The organism is Breznakia blatticola (genome assembly GCF_004365815.1).
Lineage (GTDB): Bacteria > Bacillota_I > Bacilli_A > Erysipelotrichales > Erysipelotrichaceae > Breznakia > Breznakia blatticola.
On sequence record NZ_SODD01000020.1, the window covers coordinates 16,954 to 37,809 of the forward strand.

A 20,856-nucleotide genomic window follows, 5' to 3' on the forward strand; every position below is an offset into this window, starting at 1 on the left:
TAAAAGATGAGTGTAAATAAATTTTCGTCAATTCAGATTAATTTAGCATCTCCTGAAAGAATCTTAGAGTGGTCTTACGGAGAAGTAAAAAAACCAGAAACAATTAACTACCGTTCTCAAAAACCAGAACGTGATGGATTGTTCTGTGAGAAAATCTTCGGACCAAGCAAAGACTGGGAATGTTACTGTGGTAAATACAAAAAAGTACGTTACAAAGGTGTCATTTGTGACCGTTGTGGAGTTGAAGTAACAAAGTCTAGCGTTCGTCGTGAACGTATGGGACATATTTCTTTAGCTGCACCAGTTGCACACATCTGGTACTTACGTGGTATCCCTAGTCGTATGGGGTTGTTACTTGATGTAACACCTAAACAACTTGAAGAAGTAGTTTACTTCGTATCTTGGATTGTGACGGATCCAAAAGATACAAAGCTAGAATACAAAAAAGTTCTTTCGGAAAGAGAATATCGTGAAAACGTGGCACTATATGGTGCTGGAGCGTTTGAAGCAAAAACCGGAGCTGAAGCAGTAAAAGTATTGCTTGAGCAAGTGGATGTTGAAAAAGAATATAAAGCAATCCAAGATGCACTTGAAGGTGCACAAGGAGAAAAACGTAACAAACTTATTAAACGTTTGGATACAGTTAATGCATTTAGAAATTCTGACAACAACCCTGAATGGATGGTACTGACTGAATTACCAGTTATCCCACCTGATTTACGTCCAATGTTACAACTTGATGGTGGACGTTTCGCAACAAGTGATCTTAACGACCTTTACCGTCGTGTAATCACGCGTAACAACCGTCTGAAAAAGTTATTAGAACTTGGAACACCTGCAATTATCGTACAAAACGAAAAACGTATGTTACAAGAAGCTGTTGATGCTTTAATTGACAACGGACGTCGTAGTAAACCAATTACAGGAGCTGGAGGACGTGCATTAAAATCACTTTCTCACTCATTAAAAGGGAAACAAGGTCGTTTCCGTCAAAACTTACTTGGTAAACGTGTTGACTTCTCAGGACGTTCAGTTATCGCGGTAGGTCCAGACTTAAAAATGTACCAATGTGGTATCCCTCGTGAGATGGCTATTCAATTATTTAAACCATATGTTATTAATGAAATCGTTAACCGCGAAATCGCTAGTAACCATAAAACTGCTGAAAAATTAATCGACAAAGGTGATCCAAGAATTTGGGACATCGTTGAGGATGTAATTGAAGGACACCCAGTTCTATTGAACCGTGCCCCTACACTTCACCGTCTTGGTATTCAAGCATATTTACCAAAACTTGTAGAAGGTAGAGCAATCCGTCTTCACCCTCTAGTTTGTCCTGCATTCAACGCGGACTTCGATGGTGACCAAATGGCGGTCCACGTTCCATTAAGTGAAGAAGCAAGAGCTGAAGCATATGTATTAATGCTAGGTTCTAACAACATCCTTGGTCCAAAAGATGGAAAACCTATCGTTACACCATCACAAGACATGGTACTTGGTAACTTCTACTTAACAATGGAAGAAACAAAAGAAGAATTCTACGCAGAAAGTGCAGAATATAGAGCACTAGGTTGTGACCAAGAAGCTGACAAATGGCAAGCATATGGTGACAACGAAGGTCATGCTTACAACAACATCAATGAAGTTATGATGGCATATGAAGCAAACCAAGTGCACTTACATACACGTATTGCGCTTCACGGTCGTTCTTTACAAAAAGAAGGATTTACAGAAGAACAAAACAACTCATACTTGGTAACAACTGTTGGTAAAGTTATCTTTAACAATATCTTGCCAAAAGACTTCCCTTACATCAACGAAGTAAGTGAAGAAAACTTCGTTGCAACTCCAGACAAATACTTCTTCCCAATGGGAACAAATATGCCTGAAGTAATCGCTGGGTTAGAACCAGTTGATGCAATGAAGAAAAAGGATTTAGGACTTGTTATCGGGCAAGTGTTCAAACGCTACTCGACAGTTGAAACAAGTGAAATTCTTGATGAGATCAAAAACAACGGATTTAAATATTCTACAGTTGCGGGTATTACAGTATCACTAGCGGATATTGAAGTTGCCCCTAACAAGAAAAAATACGTAGATTACGGTCGTGAAAAAGCTGCAGAGCTTATGGAATACCGTAAAAAAGGTAAACTTACAATGCAAGAATGGGAACGTCTACTAAATAAACTTTGGGATGACGTGAAAAAGAACATTCTGATTGAATTTAAAGCTGCGATTGCTCGTAAGAACCCAATCAACATGATGGCGACTTCTGGAGCTCGTGGTAACGATAGTAACTTTACCCAACTTGCTGGTATGCGTGGATTGATGGCTCGTCCATCACAATCGAAATCAGCTTCAGGTTACCAACCAAGTGTAATCGAGGTACCTATTTATTCTTCATTCCGTGAAGGATTAAACGTATCTGAGTTCTTTACCTCTACCCATGGGGTGCGTAAAGGTCTTACCGATACAGCCTTGAAAACTGCCGAGTCAGGATACTTAACACGTCGTCTAGTTGACGTTGCACAAGATGTTGTTGTGCGCGAAGAAGACTGTGGAACTGACCGTGGTTACCTAGTTGAAGAAATCCGTGACCGTAAACAAGATACAGTTGTTGAATCACTATTTGACCGTCTTGTTGGTCGTTATACAAAAGATGCAATCTTCCACCCAGAAACAGGTGCATTAATTATTGATGCAGGTGAATTCATGGATGAAGATAAAGCACAAGAAATCGTTGACGCTGGTGTTAAACAAGTAATGATTCGTTCAGCATTTACATGTCAAACCGTTCACGGTGTATGTAAAAAATGTTACGGACGTAACATGGCAACTGGTGAAGTTGTTGAAGTTGGAGAATCTGTTGGTACAATGGCAGCGCAATCAATTGGGGAACCAGGTACCCAACTTACCATGCGTACATTCCACACCGGTGGGGTTGCTGGTGGTGGAGATATCACCCAAGGGTTACCTCGTGTAGAGGAACTATTTGAAGCGCGTTCACCAAAAGGTGCGGCAGTTCTAGCGAAAATTACTGGAGATATTGTTGAAATTAAACAACTTGAAGGTATCGGTGGAATTGAAGTAACGATTGCAAACGAAACTGAATCAATTGTTCACAAAGTTGGTCCTACGCAAACACTTCGTGCTTGGTTAATTGAGAAACCAGCATCTAAGAAAGAACGTGACCAAATCGAAAAGAACTTGAAACCAGGACATGCAGTTCCTTGGCACTTAACTGCTGGTGATAAAATCACTGAAGGTCAAGTAGCACCAAAAGAACTTCTTGAAGTAGCTGGAGTACAAGATGTACAACAATACATTCTTAAAGAAGTTAAGAAGGTATATGCAAGTCAAGGTATCGATATTTCCGATAAGCATATTGAGATCATGATTCGCCAAATGTTACGTCGTGTGGAAATTATCGAAGGTAATGACACAGGCTTAATCGCTGGAGAAAAAATCTCATTAACTAAGATTACAAAAATTAACCGTGATGTATTATTGTCAGGAAAACGCCCTGCAGTGTTTAGACCAACACTACTTGGTATTTCAAAAGCATCTGTGCAAACAGATTCATTCCTATCAGCTGCATCATTCCAGGAAACAACAAAAGTATTAACGGATGCTGCAATTAACGGTAGCCGCGACCACTTAGTTGGATTAAAGGAAAATGTAATCATTGGGAAAATGATTCCTGCGGGAACAGGTCTTGATGTAGATCGTGAATCAACTCGCTTAATTAATGAAAAAGCAGAAGAATTACGTGCAAAACGTATTGCTGCTAACACAAAAGAAAGCGATGAAGAAGATAAGCTATTGAGCTTTGTGCCAAAAGAACTTTTGGAAAAAGACTCAGAAGCAATCGATGCTGCAGTAGCTGAAGATGAATTAAGTATTCAAGAAGGCGAAACAGAATTATAGAATGAAAGTGGAGTTCGAAAGGACTCTGCTTTTTTTGTACATTTTGTGATGAATGTAATATTGTTTAAGAAAAAAAGCAATGATATACTTAAGTTACTGTTACTGTGACTATTTAACCGAAGTTATGATATGAAATTGGAATTAGTAATATTTGATGTAGATGGTTTACTACTTGATACGGAACGCACTTGGCAAAAGACTTGGCATGATATAGGGATAAAACATGGTGTCAAAAATTTGGGAAGCGAAGTATTTTTAAAGTGTATAGGCCATACAGGAAAAGTTGTAGAAGATATCATATTACAAGAAGTAACCGGTATCGAAGAGCCACTTGCTTTGTTGCAGGAAGTTCGTGAAGCAGGAAAAATTCGTTTAGAAAATGAATTGGAACTAAAGCCTGGAGCAAAACAGTTGATTGCATACCTAAAAGAAAATCAGATTCCACTGGCAATTGGAACATCAACGATATCCGCTTTGAATGAAGAACGGTTAAAAAAGGTCGATGTTTTTCATGAGTTTTGTTACATGCTTTGTGGGGATGAGGTAACAAAAAGAAAACCAGACCCAGAAGTATATAATCGAATCGTAGAGCAATTTGGTGTTGATAAAGAAAATGTGGTTATTTTGGAGGACTCTTATTTAGGGGTAGAAGCAGCGTATCGGGCGAATGTTTCATGTATTATGGTACCCGATATATTACCAGCAACAGAAATACAAATAAAGCAGACAATGCATATAGCAAAATCCTTATATGAGGTAAAAGACTATATTGAGCAATATCTGTTGTCGAAAAAATAAACATGTAAAATAGTGTTAACACATATCAAATTGTGTTTAACATGGAAAAAAAGAGATGAAATATCTGTGAACAGTGCAAAAAAATTACACACAGATAACCTTCATCTCTTTTTTGTTTTATCTTTTGGGTACACAGTAACAGCAGAAAACAAGAGAGAAAGGAAACGGTTAAATGGCACAGAATACGAAACAAGTAATTCTACAAGAATTAAAGCAACGTACAAAAGAATTTGTGTTTACGAATCTCATAAGTTTTACTGCGAATGAAATTAGTGAACAGATGAATGTTTCAAGGAGTTTAGCTAGTTATTACTTAAATGATGCATTCAAAGAAGGATTGATTATTAAAATCAATTCACGTCCAGTGATCTTTTTAGATAAAGAAGCACTTGAAAAAGAATATCGAATAAAACTAGAGCAATTAGAATTTTATGATTTAGATGAGTTTAAGGATTATTTACAAACGCATGCAACTATTGAAGATGCATATGAGGATATTGTAGGTGCGAAACGTTCGCTATCTACAATCATTAAACAAATTAATGAAAGTCTAGTATATCCACCATCAGGATTGCCAATGATTATCTTTGGTGAAAAAGGAACTGGGAAGAAAACGTTAGTCGAAAAGATTTATCGTAAGAACATGAAAAATGCCCAGTTCAGTAAAAATACAAGGTTTATCCATTGTGAGTTATCAAAGAATAGTGTAGCTCAATCCAGATTGAAATTATTTGGAAATGGTGACCAACCAGGTGAAATCGATAAGTATGAAGAAGTTGTACTAGTAATTAGTCGCTTGCAGTTTAGCGATCAACTATTTCAGGAACAATTGAATCGAATTATCGAAAGTAAAAAGAATACGAAAACACGATCAACTATTGTTCGTTTAATCTTATTGAGTGATAAAAATCCTGAAGACTACTTAGAAGACACTTTGATTCGTAATATACCAGTCTTTGTAAGAACCCCTTCATTAGCAGAAAAAAGCATTGAAGAAAAAGAAGAGATGATTATTGCTTTTCTTAAAGATGAAGCAAAGAAAATTGAGAAACAAATCTTTCTAAGTAATGCATGTTTACGTGCACTTGTAAGTGGAGAGTATGAAGACAACTTTATCGGCTTACGTTCTACGATTCAATTAATGTGTGCAAGAGCCTTACAAGATTATAAAGATGGAAGTAACTTAAATGTTCATACCTATCATTTGCCTAAAGATGTATATCGAACACTAGAAATCACATCAAATGAAAATGTTGTAATGATCGATGTAGAAAACTACAGCAAAAGTGATGAAATCGAATTTGTCTTTGATTACTTCGAACAAATATTAAAACTATTTGATAAGCAGAATTTAATCGAAGAATTATCGAATGATGCAAAACGTGTATTCGATTTATTGATTGAGTACTTGTCTTTCAAACATCGGATTCAACCTGAATCCATTCAAGACATTGAAACTTCACTAGCACTTGTATTAGATGCAATTGGGAAACATAAGTATATTAACTTGCCAGTGCGCATTTCAAACTCACTAGCAAAGCTACTATATATTGATGACATGTATACGATGTCATTAAAAGAATGGGAATCGAAAAATAAAAGTGAAATTGAAAAAGCGATTGCACGTTTGAAAAATGATTTTGCTAATGAGTATCGACTCATGCGTGAAATTGCCAAAACAATTGAAATGAATTTAGAGATTCCACTTAATCAAATGTTGCAAATTATGATTGTTATTCACATTCATTACTACAACTTACAAGCAGCACATCGTGACATCTTTGGTTTGATTGTTTGTCATGGGTACTCGACAGCATCTTCTATTGCAGATGCAGTGAATACATTACTAAGTAGTTATGTTTTTGATGCAGTGGATATGCCACTAGATACTACAGTAGATGAAATCAAAGAGATTATAGTTGAGCGATTATCTGACTTACAAAAGCAAAACAAGGTAATTGTTATGGTAGATATGGGTTCTCTTGAAAAGCTAGGAAAAAGTCTAAATGAAATGATCAACTGTACAGTGGGAGTTATCAACAATGTATCAACACGACTTGCTTTAAATGTTGGAAACGAAATCATGCAAAAACATGAAATAGAAACAATATTAGAAAAAGTAAGCGATGATTCTAAAGCGAGTTACACAATCATTGAAAGTAAAAAGAAAGACACAATCTTGTTTACTGCAGAAGATGGTGTGCATTTAGCACAACGAATGCGTGATTTATTTGCAGTAAGTTTACCTTCAGATATTGATGTGGATTTAGAAGTATGTGACTATGCACAATTAATCACAACAGGATCTACTTATGAAAAGTTTGCTAAAAGTAATGTGCTATTTGTGACAGGAACAAGCAGTCCAAATAAAGAGGTAGATAACTTTCTAGCACTTGAAGAGATTATATCTGGAAAGCATATCGATTTGATTATGCAAAAGTTAAACAAGCATCTTGATGCGGATGGGTTCAATACATTATTAAGAAACTTACGAAAGAATTTCACTTTACAAAATGTTGTGAGTTACTTAACGATTTTGAATCCAGAGATATTACTAGCAAATGTTAGTGAAGCAATTGATATTTTACAAATGCAATTACAGCAGGAATTTAATGGAAATATTTTGATTGGAATTTATATTCACGTATGTTGTTTGATTGAACGCTTGGTTACAAAATCTGAAATTAAGGAACGTGCACAACTTGATGTATTTGTGCAAGAACAAGAAGATTTTATTACACGAGTGAAAGATTCATTCCAAGTAATAAGCAAACGCTATAACGTGGAAATGCCAATTAGCGAAATTGCATATTTATATGACTTTATTCAAGCAGATAGTTTGAGTAAGCATGATGAGTTATTAGATGAGTAGGGGAGTACATATGAAAACAAAAGTATTATTAGCAACACATGGTGAAATGGCAAGAGGGATTCAAAGTGCAATCTCTTTGATTGTCGGCGATGTAGATCTTGATATTATGTGTTGCTACACAGAGGAAAATTTCTCACTTGAAGAGGCATCAAAAACATATTTAGACAGTATTGATTTTGAAAATGAACGTTTAATTGTTTGTACAGATTTGGTTGGTGGGAGTGTAAACAATGAATTCTTTAAGCATAAACAGTTCTATGATTTTATCTTGATTTCAAATGTGAACTTAGGATTATTAATTGATTTATTGCTAAGTGGACAAACACTTGAAAAAGAAGATATTCAAGAGCGCTGCAAATCTGAATTACTAAACGTACATTATTTTGACAACATTGGTGAAGTAGCATTCTTGGATGCTGATTTATAAGAAAGGAGGTAACTAAATGATTAAAGAAGTACGTATTGATCACCGACTTGTACATGGTCAGGTTGCATTCACGTGGACGAAGTTTTTGGGGGCGACACGAATTATCGTAATTGATAATAAAGCAGCACATGACGATCTACAAAAAATGGCAATCAATATGGCAAAACCACAAGGAGTAAAATTGAATATTTTCTCAGTTGAAGAAGCATTAAGTAAAATGCCAAAAGTTGAGAAGTTAAGCGATGTAATCTTTATGGTTTTTGGTAACACGAAAGACTGTGCAGACTTTGTCGAAGCCTATCCTAAATTGCCTGTTATTAACTATGGTGGGATTACGAAAAAAGAAGGTTCAGCACATGTCTTTGAAGTGGTGTATTTAAACCCTTCGGAATTGGAGGATACGAAGCGTATTTTACAACATGGAACAAAAGTCGTGATGCAACAACTGCCAACGACAAAACGTGAAGTGTTGGATGTCGACAGTATTAAATTTTAGAGATTATAAGGAGAGATTATGTTATTACAATCAATTATTATTGGGCTAATTGCTGTCTTTATGCAATTGGACTCAAGGGTATTAGGAAGACTTAATTTTGAAAGACCGTTGATTACTTGTACATTGGTTGGATTGGTAATGGGGGACCTTGAAACCGGACTTCTTATCGGTGCACAACTTGAAATGGTTACATTAGGGATGATGTCAATTGGAGCATCAGGATTCGATATGAATAAAGGTGCGATTGTAGGATGTGCGATAGTTATTCGTTCAGGAGTTGATATTGAAACTGCTCTTGCAATTGCAGTACCACTTACAGTATTGGACCGTTTTGTTGTTACATTCTTCGATGTTGTACGTTTGAACTTAACACATATGATCGACCGTGCAGTTGAAGCAAGTAACTATAAAAAAGCAAAATTTGTAGATATTGTTCTTGGTCCATTAACATACTGCATCAATGCATTTGCAGTGGTATTTATTGCCGTATATTTTGGAGAGGGATTAATTAACCAAATTTTAGAGGTAGTACCAGAGTTCATTATGACTGGAGTAAGTTTAGGGGCTAACATTATTTCATTCTATGGGTTTGCATTGTTGCTTTCTACAATGATTTCAAAGAAAAACTGTGTGTTTTTCCTAATTGGATTTGTTATTTCTGCATACTCTGGTTTAGGTTTAACAGCAATTGCTGTAATCGGAATTGTACTTGCATTACTGTTCTACCAACTTCGTTATGGTAATGGACAAGCAGTAACTGTTGGTGCGGTTGATGAATTAGATGAGTTGGATTAAAAAGGGGGTTAGACTATGAGTAAAAAAGGTTTAGAGGTTCAGAAGAATACATCTTTACATAAGAAAACTAGAGAATTTTTCTGGGGTGGATGGTGTATGCAAACACTTTGGAACTATGAAAGACAAATGAATACTGCATTTATGTGGGGGATTTCAAATACATTAGATCGTTTATATTGTGAACCTGATGAAGATGACAAGAAAAAAGAAGCGTATCAACGTTCACTTGAATTCTTTAACATCACACCACAATTTGGTTCATTTGTAATGGGTATCGTAGCTGCGATGGAGGAAGAGTACTGCGAACACCCAGATACATTTGATCCAAGAATTATGAACAACGTAAAAGTTGCATTAATGGGACCATTATCAGGTATTGGTGATGCTTTATTCCAAGGAACTGTTCGTATTATTGCGATGAGTATTGGGATTTCGTTAGCGCAACAAGGTTCGATTTTAGGACCAATCATTGCCATGCTTATTTCATTTGCAGTAAGTTTTCCAATCACTTGGTTTGGTGGAAAACTAGGATATGTAAAAGGACAAGAATTATTACGTGAAATATCAGAAAGTGATCTGATGGATAAAGTTATGTATGCATGTAGTGTTGCTGGACTTGTTGTTGTCGGAGGGATGGTTGCTTCATTAGTAAACATTACAACACCAATTTCATATGGAGAGACATTCCAATTGCAACCACTATTAGACAACATTTTACCAAAGATGTTACCACTTGCAATGACAGGAATTATGTACTGGATTGTAAAAAAAGGAATCAATCCAATCTTGGTAATTCTGGGTTGTTTTGTCGCTGGTGTTATATTCCAATACTTTGGAATTTTAGCAATATAAACATTGAATGAGGAGGAGAAAAGAAAATGTTTAATGTAAAACAAATGATTGAAGAAGTATTAAGTAAAAAGGAAATTAAAAATGTGAGTTTTGTTGGATGTGGGGGATCACTTGCGTGTTTCCAACCAGCACACTATTACATTCAAGAAGAAGCAAAGAATGTTAAGTCTTTCTACATTTCTTCAAATGAATTCGTGTACGACACACCAAAATCAGTTTCAGAAAATTCAATTGTAGTAATTGCATCTCGTCGTGGGAATACTGCAGAAACAGTAGAAGCAGGACGTGTAGCTAAGAAAAAAGGTGCAACAGTTGTGGGGTTACAATTAGAAACAGGAACTGTAATGGAAGACGTAGCAGATTACATTATTCAATTCACAGATGGAGTAGACAATGATTTTGCACAAACAAAAGGTGCATACGCACTAGCAATTGCATATGAAGTTTGTCAACAAGTTGAACAAAGTGGACAATATGATGCAATGGTTTTAGCAATGTCAAAAATGGATGGAATTCTAAATGCAGCTCGTGAGAACTTAATTCCAGATGCGATTAAATTCTCAATCGACTACAAAGACGATAAAACAATTTACACAATGGGTAGTGGTACAGCTTGGAGTGCAGCACACCAACAAAGTATTTGTATCTTTATGGAAATGCAATGGATTAGTTCTTGTGTAATTCACACAGGTGAATTCTTCCACGGACCATTTGAAATTACAGATCCAAATACTGCATACCTATTATTTAAATCAACAGGTAAAACACGTGCATTAGATGATCGTGCAATTGATTTCATTTCACAATACAACCACCACTTAACAGTAATTGATGGTGCAGAACACGGAATGAATGATTTGGGTGAAGTTAGTGAATACTATGATGCATTATTCTACAGTGGAATCATTGGTGTTTACAACAACTTACTTTCTGATATGAGAAATCACCCATTAAGTAAACGTAAATACATGTGGAAATATAACTACTAAAATCATTAGCTAAGTTAAGAACATATGAGGGAAGTTCACAAGGCTTCCCTTTTATAAATGAATATGGAGGGGAAGATGAGAAGATTTATTGCTGATCGCTTCTTTTATCAAAGAACGGGAAGACTAATTGTACCAATTGCAATTCAATCCTTTGCAACAAGTATTAGTGGAATCATTGATTCTATGATGGCACAATCTTTTGATGGGGTTAGTGCAATTGGGACTGCATTACAAGTAGATGGACTAATGCAAGGAGCATCCTTTGGTATTGCTGCAGGAATTAATGTATATATTGTTCAAGCCTATGGAGCAAAAAAACTTACAGAGATGCGACAGTATTTTATGCTTAGTTTATTATGTGTTTTTTTAAATGCATTATTGTGGATTGGTATTTCACTAGGATTTAATACACGCTTTCTCTCGATATTCATAAGTGATCAAAGTGTAATAGAAACCGCATTTGAATATTTAAGGTATGGATGCTTTTCATTTATTTTCACTGCATTGATTATGAGTTTTGTTTACGCATACCAAAGTGTTCAAAAAACACATGTTCCACTAATGGTAAGTATGATTACATTAGTTGTAAAAATAGGACTAAATTATGTGTGTATGTTTATGTTAGGTTTTGGTATTGCTGGTGCTGGCATGAGTATGACGTTAAGCCAAGGGTTTGCCTTTCTTTTATACCTCGGAATTTCACTTTATACAAAGCAACCCTTTCTTGGAAAAGTTAAAGATATATTTACAATGCCATTGCACATAGTAACTACAACAATCAAAGGAATTGCACCACTAGTAGTAAATGAAACACTATTTGGTGTTGGGAACTCGATGTTTGTGATTGCGTATGGACACTTTGGTAAACGCGTGATGGATTGTTATTACATCGGGGATCGAGTCATTCAAGTATTTTATACAGTGGTTAGTGCGATTTCCTCATCAGCTACTTCACTAATTGGTTTTGAACTTGGAAAGAAGAATTATGATTATGCCCAAAAAGTAGTAGATTACTTCTTTGGTCTTGCTTTTGTATTAGCATTTGGAGTTGCTTTAGGAGTGATTGTTTTTGCACCAAATATTGTAGCGATATATCACTTATCAAATCCTGCAGATGTCAATTTAGCAATTGCAATTATACGCGCACTTTCTATTCGTGTAGCATTCCGTTTTTTCAATGTTGTTATTTTTGCGACACTTCGTGCTGGTGGGGAAAGTAAATATTTAGCATTTCTAGATTCAGTCATCATGTGGACAGTAGGGATTGCAATTACCTTTGTACTAATTTATGGCTTCTCGATAAACAATATCGTATTCGTAATTGTACTTGCTCAACTAGAACAATTTGTTCGTTTGGTATTAGGCTTTAAACGCATCAAAAAGAAAAAGTGGTTACATCACCTTGTAGAAAGTCCAAAGCAACAAACATGTATATAGAATGAATTTAAGACAACTGTAATTATTCGACAGTTGTTTTTTAATAAACAAGTATGGATACAACTTAACTACTTGTGATATACTAAAACACGTTTACGTAAAGGGGAAATTATGTTTAAAGTTAATGAAATATGTAAAGAACACAATATACATGCACCACTACCCAAAGTGAGTTTGTATATTGCGATTGTATGTATGCTTGTTTCGGTATGTACATTAGGTTTTGTTGTTTTCCAAAAAAACAATGCAGGAAAAGCTGAGGGAGCAGTTCAACTGGATACATTTACAGAAAGATACAATGAATCAGATTATGCAACTTCATTTGATTTACCTAAGTTTGATTCATATACAATCGAAGATCATGGTAAAGAAATTGAGTATTATTATGATAATGGTATCAATGTGTCAGTAAGTAAAATAAACCATTCCGTTTTTGATGCCACTATCTATTTTGATGAAGCAAATACAAAGCACGCAAATGAGATTATAGCAAATATAATCTATGCGTTTGATAAAGATATGGATGAAAGTGAAGCGATGGATATTGTGCATAGTGGATTAGATGAAACATATGAAACTGATACACACGAATATAGAACGTGGATAAATGATAGTTTAGATGAGTTAAACTTTACAGGTAAGGTAACGTATGAAGTGCAAAAAGCTGTCGAAGGATGGAAATTGAATGTAGCAAATATTATTTGTTTAATATTAAATATTTTAGCTTGGGCAATACCGTGGCGTAACTGGTCAGTGAATGCAGCAGTTGCACGAAGATTAAGTACGGACTTATATTCATATTCAGCAGCGAAGCGTAGAGCAAATGCATTTCGTCAAATTGGACGAATTATATCTACATCTCCGCAAAAGGTTCTTGGATTAACTGAAGCAACAAAAGAAGAAGATATCGTACAAATCAAAGCATGGAAAGCAAGCATCCTATATGGATTTGTGGCACTTGCAACGTTTGCATTATTGATAGTGCTTGCAGTCGTTACATTCTAGAAATTAGATAAGAAAAGCGCGACGTGGATAAGAGAATTGTCCATTCGCGCATTTTTTGAAAAAATCGTTGACAAGATACACTGGATTGTTATATTATGAACAAGCTAGTGGGTTCCAGTGATGGAACATTTATTATGCCAAAGGATGGCACACCCGGAAATGTGTGCTTAGATTTGAAAGGAGAAATTATGCCTACTATTAATCAATTAGTAAGAAAAGGTCGTCAAGACAAAGTTTGGGTTACAAAATCACCTGCTTTAAACAGAGGTTACAACTCTTTACGTTCTCGTCCAACAAAACAAGCTGCACCACAAAAACGTGGAGTATGTACTCGTGTTGGTACAATGACGCCAAAGAAACCAAACTCTGCATTACGTAAATATGCTCGTGTTCGTTTATCAAACGGAATGGAAGTAACTGCGTACATCGGTGGAATCGGTCACAACCTTCAAGAACACAGTGTTGTGCTTATCCGTGGAGGACGTGTTAAGGATTTACCAGGGGTACGTTACCACATCGTTCGTGGAACACTTGACTGTGCTGGAGTTAATGACCGTAATCAATCAAGATCTTTATACGGTACGAAAAAACCAAAAGCGAAATAGTCGCAAACTAAGAAGAAGGAGGAAATACTATGCCTAGAAAAGGACATGTCCCTAAACGTGATGTATTGGTCGATCCAATTTACAACTCGAAATTAGTTACTCGCTTAATTAATAAGATCATGGTAGATGGGAAAAGAGGAGTTGCTCAAACAATTCTTTACAATGCATTCGATATTATCGAAGTAAAAACAGAAAAGAAACCAATGGAAGTATTTGAAGCTGCGTTAGAAAACGTTATGCCAATGTTAGAACTTAAAGCACGCCGTGTTGGGGGATCTAACTACCAAGTACCAGTTGAAGTTTCTGCTGAAAGACGTTTAACATTAGGACTTCGTTGGATCGTAAACTACGCTCGTTTACGTAACGAAAAAACAATGGAACAAAGATTAGCTGCTGAAATCATGGATGCAGCTGAAGGAAATGGAGCTTCAGTTAAGAAACGCGAAGATATCCACAAAATGGCAGAAGCAAACAAAATGTTTGCTCATTACCGTTGGTAGGAGGTTATTTATATGGCTCGCGAATTTAGTCTACAAAACACTCGTAACATCGGTATCATGGCTCACATCGATGCCGGAAAAACTACTTGTACAGAACGTATTTTGTACTATACAGGGGTAAACCACAAAATTGGAGAAACTCACGATGGAGCTTCTACAATGGACTGGATGGAACAAGAAAAAGAACGTGGGATCACAATTACTAGTGCGGCTACTACAGCTCACTGGAAAGGTCACCGTATTAACATTATCGATACTCCGGGTCACGTTGACTTCACTGTAGAAGTTGAACGTTCACTACGTGTATTAGATGGTGCTGTAACTGTTCTTGATGCAAAAGCTGGGGTTGAACCTCAAACAGAAACTGTTTGGCGTCAAGCAACAACTTATGGAGTTCCTCGTATTGTATTCTGTAACAAAATGGATGCAACAGGGGCAGACTTCGAAATGAGTGTAAACACAATTAAGGATCGTTTAGGAGCAAAAACTGCACCTATCCAATTCCCAATTGGGGCAGAAGCTAACTTCACTGGTATCATTGATATCGTTGAAATGAAAGCTTATAACTACACAAATGACTTAGGAACAGATATTGAAGAAATTGAAATTCCTGCTGATTTAAAAGACAAATGTGAAGCATTACACCAAGAATTAGTAGAAACAGTTGCTGATTTTGATGATGACATGATGATGATGGTTCTTGAAGGAGAACAACCATCTCTTGAACAATTAAAAGAAGCAATCCGTAAAGCAACAATCACTGGTGAATTCTTCCCAGTATTATGTGGATCTGCATACAAAAACAAAGGGGTTCAATTACTTCTTGATGCAGTTCTTGCATACTTACCTTCACCAGTTGATGTACCTGCAATTACAGGTGTTACACCAGACGGTGAAGAACAAGTACGTGAATCAAGTGATAGTGCACCATTTAGTGCGTTAGCATTTAAAATCGCTGTTGACCCATTCGTAGGTAAATTATCTTACTTCCGTGTGTACTCAGGAACAGCAAAAAGTGGAACTTACGTATTGAATGCAACGAAGGGTAAAAAAGAACGTTTCGGACGTATTCTTCAAATGCACTCAAACGAACGTAAAGAAATCTCTGAAGTTTATGCTGGAGATATCGCTGCAGCTGTTGGTCTTAAAGATACAACTACTGGAGATACTCTATGTGCAGAAAACGCACCAATCGTTCTTGAATCAATGGTCTTCCCAGAGCCAGTTATCCGTGTTGCGGTAGAACCTAAATCAAAAGGTGACCAAGACAAAATGGGACTTGCTCTTGCAAAACTTGCTGAAGAAGATCCAACATTCAAAACATACACTGATGATGAAACGGGACAAACAATCATCGCTGGAGTTGGGGAATTACACCTTGACATCATCGTTGACCGTATGAAACGTGAGTTTAAAGTAGAAGCAAACATTGGGGCACCTCAAGTTGCTTACCGTGAAACAATCCGCAAAGAAGCAGAATGTGAAGGGAAATACATTAAACAATCAGGTGGACGTGGACAATATGGACACGTTTGGATTCGCTTTGCACCAAACCCTGACAAAGGATTTGAGTTCGAAGATAAAACAGTTGGTGGATCAGTTCCAAGAGAATACATCAAAGCTGTTGGTGAAGGGGTTGAAGCTGCTTTACACAACGGTATGTTAGCTGGATACGAAGTTATTGACTTGAAAGCAACATTATTCGATGGATCTTACCACGATGTCGATTCAAGTGAAATGGCATATAAGATCGCTGCATCTATGGCACTTAAAGAAGCTGCTAAGAAATGTGATCCTGTCTTACTTGAACCAATCATGGAAGTTGAAGTTACTGCACCATCTGAATACCTTGGATCAGTTATGGGAGACGTTAGCTCTCGTCGTGGTATGATCGATGGTCAAGAAGAAAGAGGAAATGCGATTTCAGTTAAAGCAAGTATTCCACTTTCTGAAATGTTCGGATACGTTACTGACTTACGTGGATTTACACAAGGTCGTGGTAACTATTCAATGAAGTTTGCTCGCTATGCTGAAGTACCAAAAAGCATTAGTGAAAAAATCATGAAAGAACGCGCTGCTGCGTAATCTTTCTTGCAATTGATTTATTGTTTTAACATATTGCTTTTCTTAGTAACATGATTTAAAATGATAAAGGATAACGAAAATTCGATATTTTTAAATGTACTTAAAATTAGGAGGAAATGAAAAATGTCTAAACAAAAGTTCGATAGATCGAAAACTCACGTTAATATTGGGACTATTGGTCACGTTGACCACGGTAAAACAACATTAACTGCAGCTATTACAAACGTATTAGCAAAAACAGGAAACGCTGAAGCACAAGCTTATGACCAAATTGATGGAGCACCTGAAGAAAAAGAACGTGGAATTACAATTAACACGGCTCACGTTGAGTACCAAACAGAAAAACGTCACTACGCGCACGTTGACTGCCCAGGTCACGCCGACTACGTAAAAAACATGATCACTGGGGCTGCACAAATGGATGGAGCAATCTTAGTTGTTGCTGCTACAGATGGACCTATGCCACAAACTCGTGAACACATCCTTCTTGCTAACCAAGTTGGTGTAGAAAAAATCGTTGTGTTCTTAAACAAATGTGACATGGTTGATGACGAAGAATTAATTGACCTTGTTGAAATGGAAGTTCGTGAATTATTAAGCGAATACAACTTCGATGGAGATAACGCTCCAGTTATCCGCGGATCTGCTTTAAAAGCACTTCAAGGAGAAGAAGCTTGGGTTGGAAAAATTACAGAACTTATGGATGCAGTAGATGCATACATTCCTGATCCAACTCGTGAAACTGACAAACCATTCCTTATGTCAGTGGAAGACGTATTCACAATCACAGGTCGTGGTACAGTTGCTACTGGACGTGTTGAACGTGGACAATTAAACATCAACGAAGAAGTTGAAATCGTTGGTATTAAAGACACTAAGAAAACAGTTGTTACTGGAATCGAAATGTTCCGTAAACTTCTTGACTTCGCTGAAGCTGGAGATAACATTGGAGCATTATTACGTGGGGTTAACCGTGACGAAATCGTTCGTGGACAAATCCTTTGTAAACCTGGAAGTGTAACTCCTCACACTACTTTTAAAGCACAAGTATATGTACTTTCAAAAGAAGAAGGTGGACGTCACACACCATTCGTTTCTAACTACCGTCCTCAATTCTACTTCCGTACTACAGATGTTACTGGAGTAATCACATTACCAGAAGGAACTGAAATGGTTATGCCTGGTGATAACGTAGAAATGAGCGTTGAACTTATTGCGCCAATCGCGATCGAACAAGGAACTAAATTCTCAATTCGTGAAGGTGGACGTACAGTAGGTGCTGGAAACGTTACTGAAATTATTAAATAATTTTAGTCTTATCACAAAATCTAAAAAGTCGCGCAAGCGGCTTTTTTTCTGTATGGAATACTAAAGATATTTCGTATTTGCATATTTTTCGCTATAATAAAGTGTAGAGGGAACGAAAATGAAACAAAAATGGATACTGTGTGTGGTGTGTGCATTACTTGTCATGATTACAGGGTGTGACAAAGGAAGAGAAGAGCACTATACGAAAGAAGAAGCACTGTCATATTTAAAAGATGCATATGACGAAACATTTACATATGTAAGTGAAGATAAAGTAAATAATGAAATCATCTATACCTTCACACCAGAGAAACGTAAAAACTTACAAATACAAGTCACAAGTCATAAGGCAAGTGGTGGACTATTTGGTTGTGCAGGAAGTGGCTGTGAATACATTTTGGATGATGACTACAAAGATGTAAGTATAAAATGGGAACTTGAACAGCAAAAACAAAACTTGTTAAGTGAACAAGCATATGTAGATGAATCAAATACATCTATCTATATGATGTATACTGCATATCATGAAATTGAAAATAAGGTGGATTATGCCAAGCGAATATATACACAAGTAAATGAAGGTCTGCCTAAGGGAGCAAATATTCCTGTAAAACTGCAATATGAAAAGGATGCATTCAAACATCTATTTCCTGATGTGTATATTATGCGTGAAGATTTAGATACAAAAATAACAAGTGAAGAAATACAAACTGCATATGTGCAAAAAATCGTGCAATATCGTTTGGAAGATACAAGTATTCCAAATTCGAAGTTAAGTGAAGCAAGAGATAAAACTCAAGAAGTTCACATTCAATATCATGATTCATATAAACGATATACACTAAGTGGATCTAAAGATGTCACGTATGGGATACTATTTGAAATCTTTCAGGAAATTGAGTATAACGAACATTTAGGTTATGGAATTGCAGGAACAAATCAAGATTATACGATTACGTATAATGGCGATATATATCATTTTAGTTATGATTTTTACGATAAAGATGGAAGCTACTATCTAGAAAATGATGTGAAGATACCTACCAATGATTTTACAGTGAATAAAGTTGCAGGAATTAGCATATCTTCATTAACTGATAATGTTTGTATCATAAATGATGCTGGTGGAAAAACAAGTATCTGCTTTGATCAAAAAGATCAACAATATGTCCTAAAAGTTGGTAGCAATATTACGACTGCTTATCATTTTGTTGCTGGACTAGATTATGTAATCGAATATCCAAGTAACTGTTCAGGTATATGTCTAGATGAAGATAAGGAAAACTACAAGAAATATCAAAAACTTGAAAAAGATTTTGGTTCTTCACTTGTCTCGTATACAGTTTATGAAATTGATGGAAATACATACATCATCGATGACTCATTTGCAGATAAAAAAGGTCTCTACTATTATTTCAATAATGAGAAGACATATTTACCAAATTCAAAAGAGTATTTGTCTTTAGAAAACATGGAAGAATTATTTTCGTGTACAATCACATATCATGAAAATACCAATACGTTTTCGATGCAAAGAAAATAGGTTTGAAAACGACATCAAGAAATTGGTGTTGTTTTTATTTGTGTGCCAGGCATGGTGCATATCTAGTTGGTGAAAGTCCAACCGCAGGTGTTACCGCTAAGCGTAGCGAACCACAAGCCGAAGTCGGTGACGACGGGGTGAAGGAAGTGGGGAAGCAAGTCTTTCGAGCCTACGAACAGAAACTTGATATAAGGCTAAATGGTGGATAAGGGTGCAAATCAAACCGAAGTCCAAAGGGTAAACGTAAACCAAGACAGTAAATCAAGAGGTTGTGAAAGTGAAAAAGATATGTATCTTACCCTGGGATACCTTACGGACGAATAAGTACGAAAGCTTTAACACAGTAATCGTTAAATGGGTCGGTCGAAAAAGGTTTATCGTAAGGAGTCAGCTGAGGTCATAGTAGTTGTCATGCCTAGACAATGAAGGACTTAATGTATGTATAGTGTGAATCACTATGAGCAATGTTCAAATAGTCCGAAAATGAGAATACCAAGGAAAGGTGAAACGTAATCACTGATTGGGAAAGTAATGGGGATGATTTTGAATACATCTACAAGTAGAGGAGGAACAGCGAATGAGATTAATTGAAGAAATGTTTACTAAAGAAAATGTAGAAAAGGCAATTAGGAAAGTCAAAAGTAACAAAGGCGCACCAGGAATCGATAAGATGAATGTGAGTGAAATTGATAGTTATTTCAAAGAGAATGGAAGAGAAATTATTAACTCCATTATGCAAATGAAATACAAACCAATGCCAGTACGACGAGTCTATATACCAAAAGGAAATGGTAAACAAAGACCATTGGGGATACCCGCAGTAGTAGATAGAGTTATTCAACAAGCAATTGCACAAAAACTTAGTGGAATCTATGAACCATGTTTTAGTGAACATAGTTTCGGTTTTCGCATGGGAAGAAGTGCACACGATGCAATGGAGAATGTACTTGATAGTCTTAACGAGGGGTATGAATGGGTCATAGATATGGATATCGAAAAATATTTTGATACAGTAAATCATGATAAATTAATCTCAAAACTTAGAGAGCGAGTGAATGAAAAAGAAGTACTACATTTGATTCGTTCATTCTTGCGAGCAGGAATTATGGAGAATGGACTTATTGTGCTTCGGCGCTTTATTCTAACCAAACGTAGTCACATTATTTCAACCAACAGCACCTTATGAAAGTCGAATTTAATTATCCTTTCTATATTTA

At 36.2% G+C, this 20,856-nt stretch carries 16 protein-coding genes; all 16 read left to right on the forward strand.

The window, feature by feature from the left end:
* Window positions 1–6: 6 nt before the first annotated feature.
* A complete protein-coding gene (gene rpoC, locus EDD63_RS06545; RefSeq protein WP_134169687.1) occupies window positions 7–3,927 on the forward strand; it encodes a DNA-directed RNA polymerase subunit beta' in 3,921 nt (1,306 codons plus the stop codon).
* Window positions 3,928–4,062: 135 nt separating this feature from the next.
* Window positions 4,063–4,725: an HAD family hydrolase gene (locus EDD63_RS06550; protein WP_166667568.1), complete on the forward strand. Its 663-nt coding sequence runs from the start codon at window positions 4,063–4,065 to the stop codon at window positions 4,723–4,725.
* 172 nt (window positions 4,726–4,897) lie between these two features.
* Entirely contained in the window at window positions 4,898–7,597 is a 2,700-nt protein-coding gene (locus EDD63_RS06555) for a PRD domain-containing protein (RefSeq protein ID WP_134169692.1), read from the forward strand.
* Window positions 7,598–7,607: 10 nt separating this feature from the next.
* Window positions 7,608–8,024 (forward strand): PTS sugar transporter subunit IIA domain-containing protein, encoded by a 417-nt coding sequence (locus EDD63_RS06560; protein WP_166667569.1) that lies wholly within the window; start codon window positions 7,608–7,610, stop codon window positions 8,022–8,024.
* 16 nt (window positions 8,025–8,040) lie between these two features.
* The gene (locus EDD63_RS06565) at window positions 8,041–8,520 is read left to right on the forward strand and encodes a PTS sugar transporter subunit IIB (RefSeq protein WP_134169696.1); all 480 of its coding nucleotides are present in this window, start codon (window positions 8,041–8,043) and stop codon (window positions 8,518–8,520) included.
* Window positions 8,521–8,538: 18 nt separating this feature from the next.
* Complete coding sequence (locus EDD63_RS06570; protein WP_134169698.1) at window positions 8,539–9,315, forward strand: PTS mannose/fructose/sorbose/N-acetylgalactosamine transporter subunit IIC; 777 nt, start codon at window positions 8,539–8,541, stop codon at window positions 9,313–9,315.
* Between the two features lie 15 nt (window positions 9,316–9,330).
* Entirely contained in the window at window positions 9,331–10,167 is an 837-nt protein-coding gene (locus EDD63_RS06575; protein ID WP_134169700.1) for a PTS system mannose/fructose/sorbose family transporter subunit IID, read from the forward strand.
* Between the two features lie 26 nt (window positions 10,168–10,193).
* Complete coding sequence (locus tag EDD63_RS06580; protein ID WP_134169702.1) at window positions 10,194–11,156, forward strand: SIS domain-containing protein; 963 nt, start codon at window positions 10,194–10,196, stop codon at window positions 11,154–11,156.
* A gap of 75 nt (window positions 11,157–11,231) precedes the next feature.
* Window positions 11,232–12,593, forward strand: coding sequence for an MATE family efflux transporter (locus EDD63_RS06585; protein ID WP_166667570.1), 1,362 nt, complete (start codon window positions 11,232–11,234; stop codon window positions 12,591–12,593).
* 111 nt (window positions 12,594–12,704) lie between these two features.
* Entirely contained in the window at window positions 12,705–13,598 is an 894-nt protein-coding gene (locus EDD63_RS06590; protein ID WP_134169706.1) for a hypothetical protein, read from the forward strand.
* 188 nt (window positions 13,599–13,786) lie between these two features.
* Complete coding sequence (gene rpsL, locus EDD63_RS06595; RefSeq protein ID WP_067425773.1) at window positions 13,787–14,203, forward strand: 30S ribosomal protein S12; 417 nt, start codon at window positions 13,787–13,789, stop codon at window positions 14,201–14,203.
* Between the two features lie 29 nt (window positions 14,204–14,232).
* A complete protein-coding gene (gene rpsG, locus EDD63_RS06600) occupies window positions 14,233–14,703 on the forward strand; it encodes a 30S ribosomal protein S7 (protein WP_134169708.1) in 471 nt (156 codons plus the stop codon).
* A gap of 12 nt (window positions 14,704–14,715) precedes the next feature.
* The gene (gene fusA, locus EDD63_RS06605) at window positions 14,716–16,788 is read left to right on the forward strand and encodes an elongation factor G (protein ID WP_134169710.1); all 2,073 of its coding nucleotides are present in this window, start codon (window positions 14,716–14,718) and stop codon (window positions 16,786–16,788) included.
* A gap of 123 nt (window positions 16,789–16,911) precedes the next feature.
* Window positions 16,912–18,096: an elongation factor Tu gene (gene tuf / locus EDD63_RS06610; protein WP_067425782.1), complete on the forward strand. Its 1,185-nt coding sequence runs from the start codon at window positions 16,912–16,914 to the stop codon at window positions 18,094–18,096.
* A 118-nt stretch (window positions 18,097–18,214) separates the two neighbouring features.
* Window positions 18,215–19,639 (forward strand): hypothetical protein, encoded by a 1,425-nt coding sequence (locus tag EDD63_RS06615; RefSeq protein WP_134169712.1) that lies wholly within the window; start codon window positions 18,215–18,217, stop codon window positions 19,637–19,639.
* 577 nt (window positions 19,640–20,216) lie between these two features.
* On the forward strand, window positions 20,217–20,825 hold the full coding sequence (locus tag EDD63_RS06620) for a reverse transcriptase domain-containing protein (RefSeq protein ID WP_134169714.1): 609 nt from the start codon (window positions 20,217–20,219) through the stop codon (window positions 20,823–20,825).
* The last annotated feature ends 31 nt before the right edge of the window (window positions 20,826–20,856 follow it).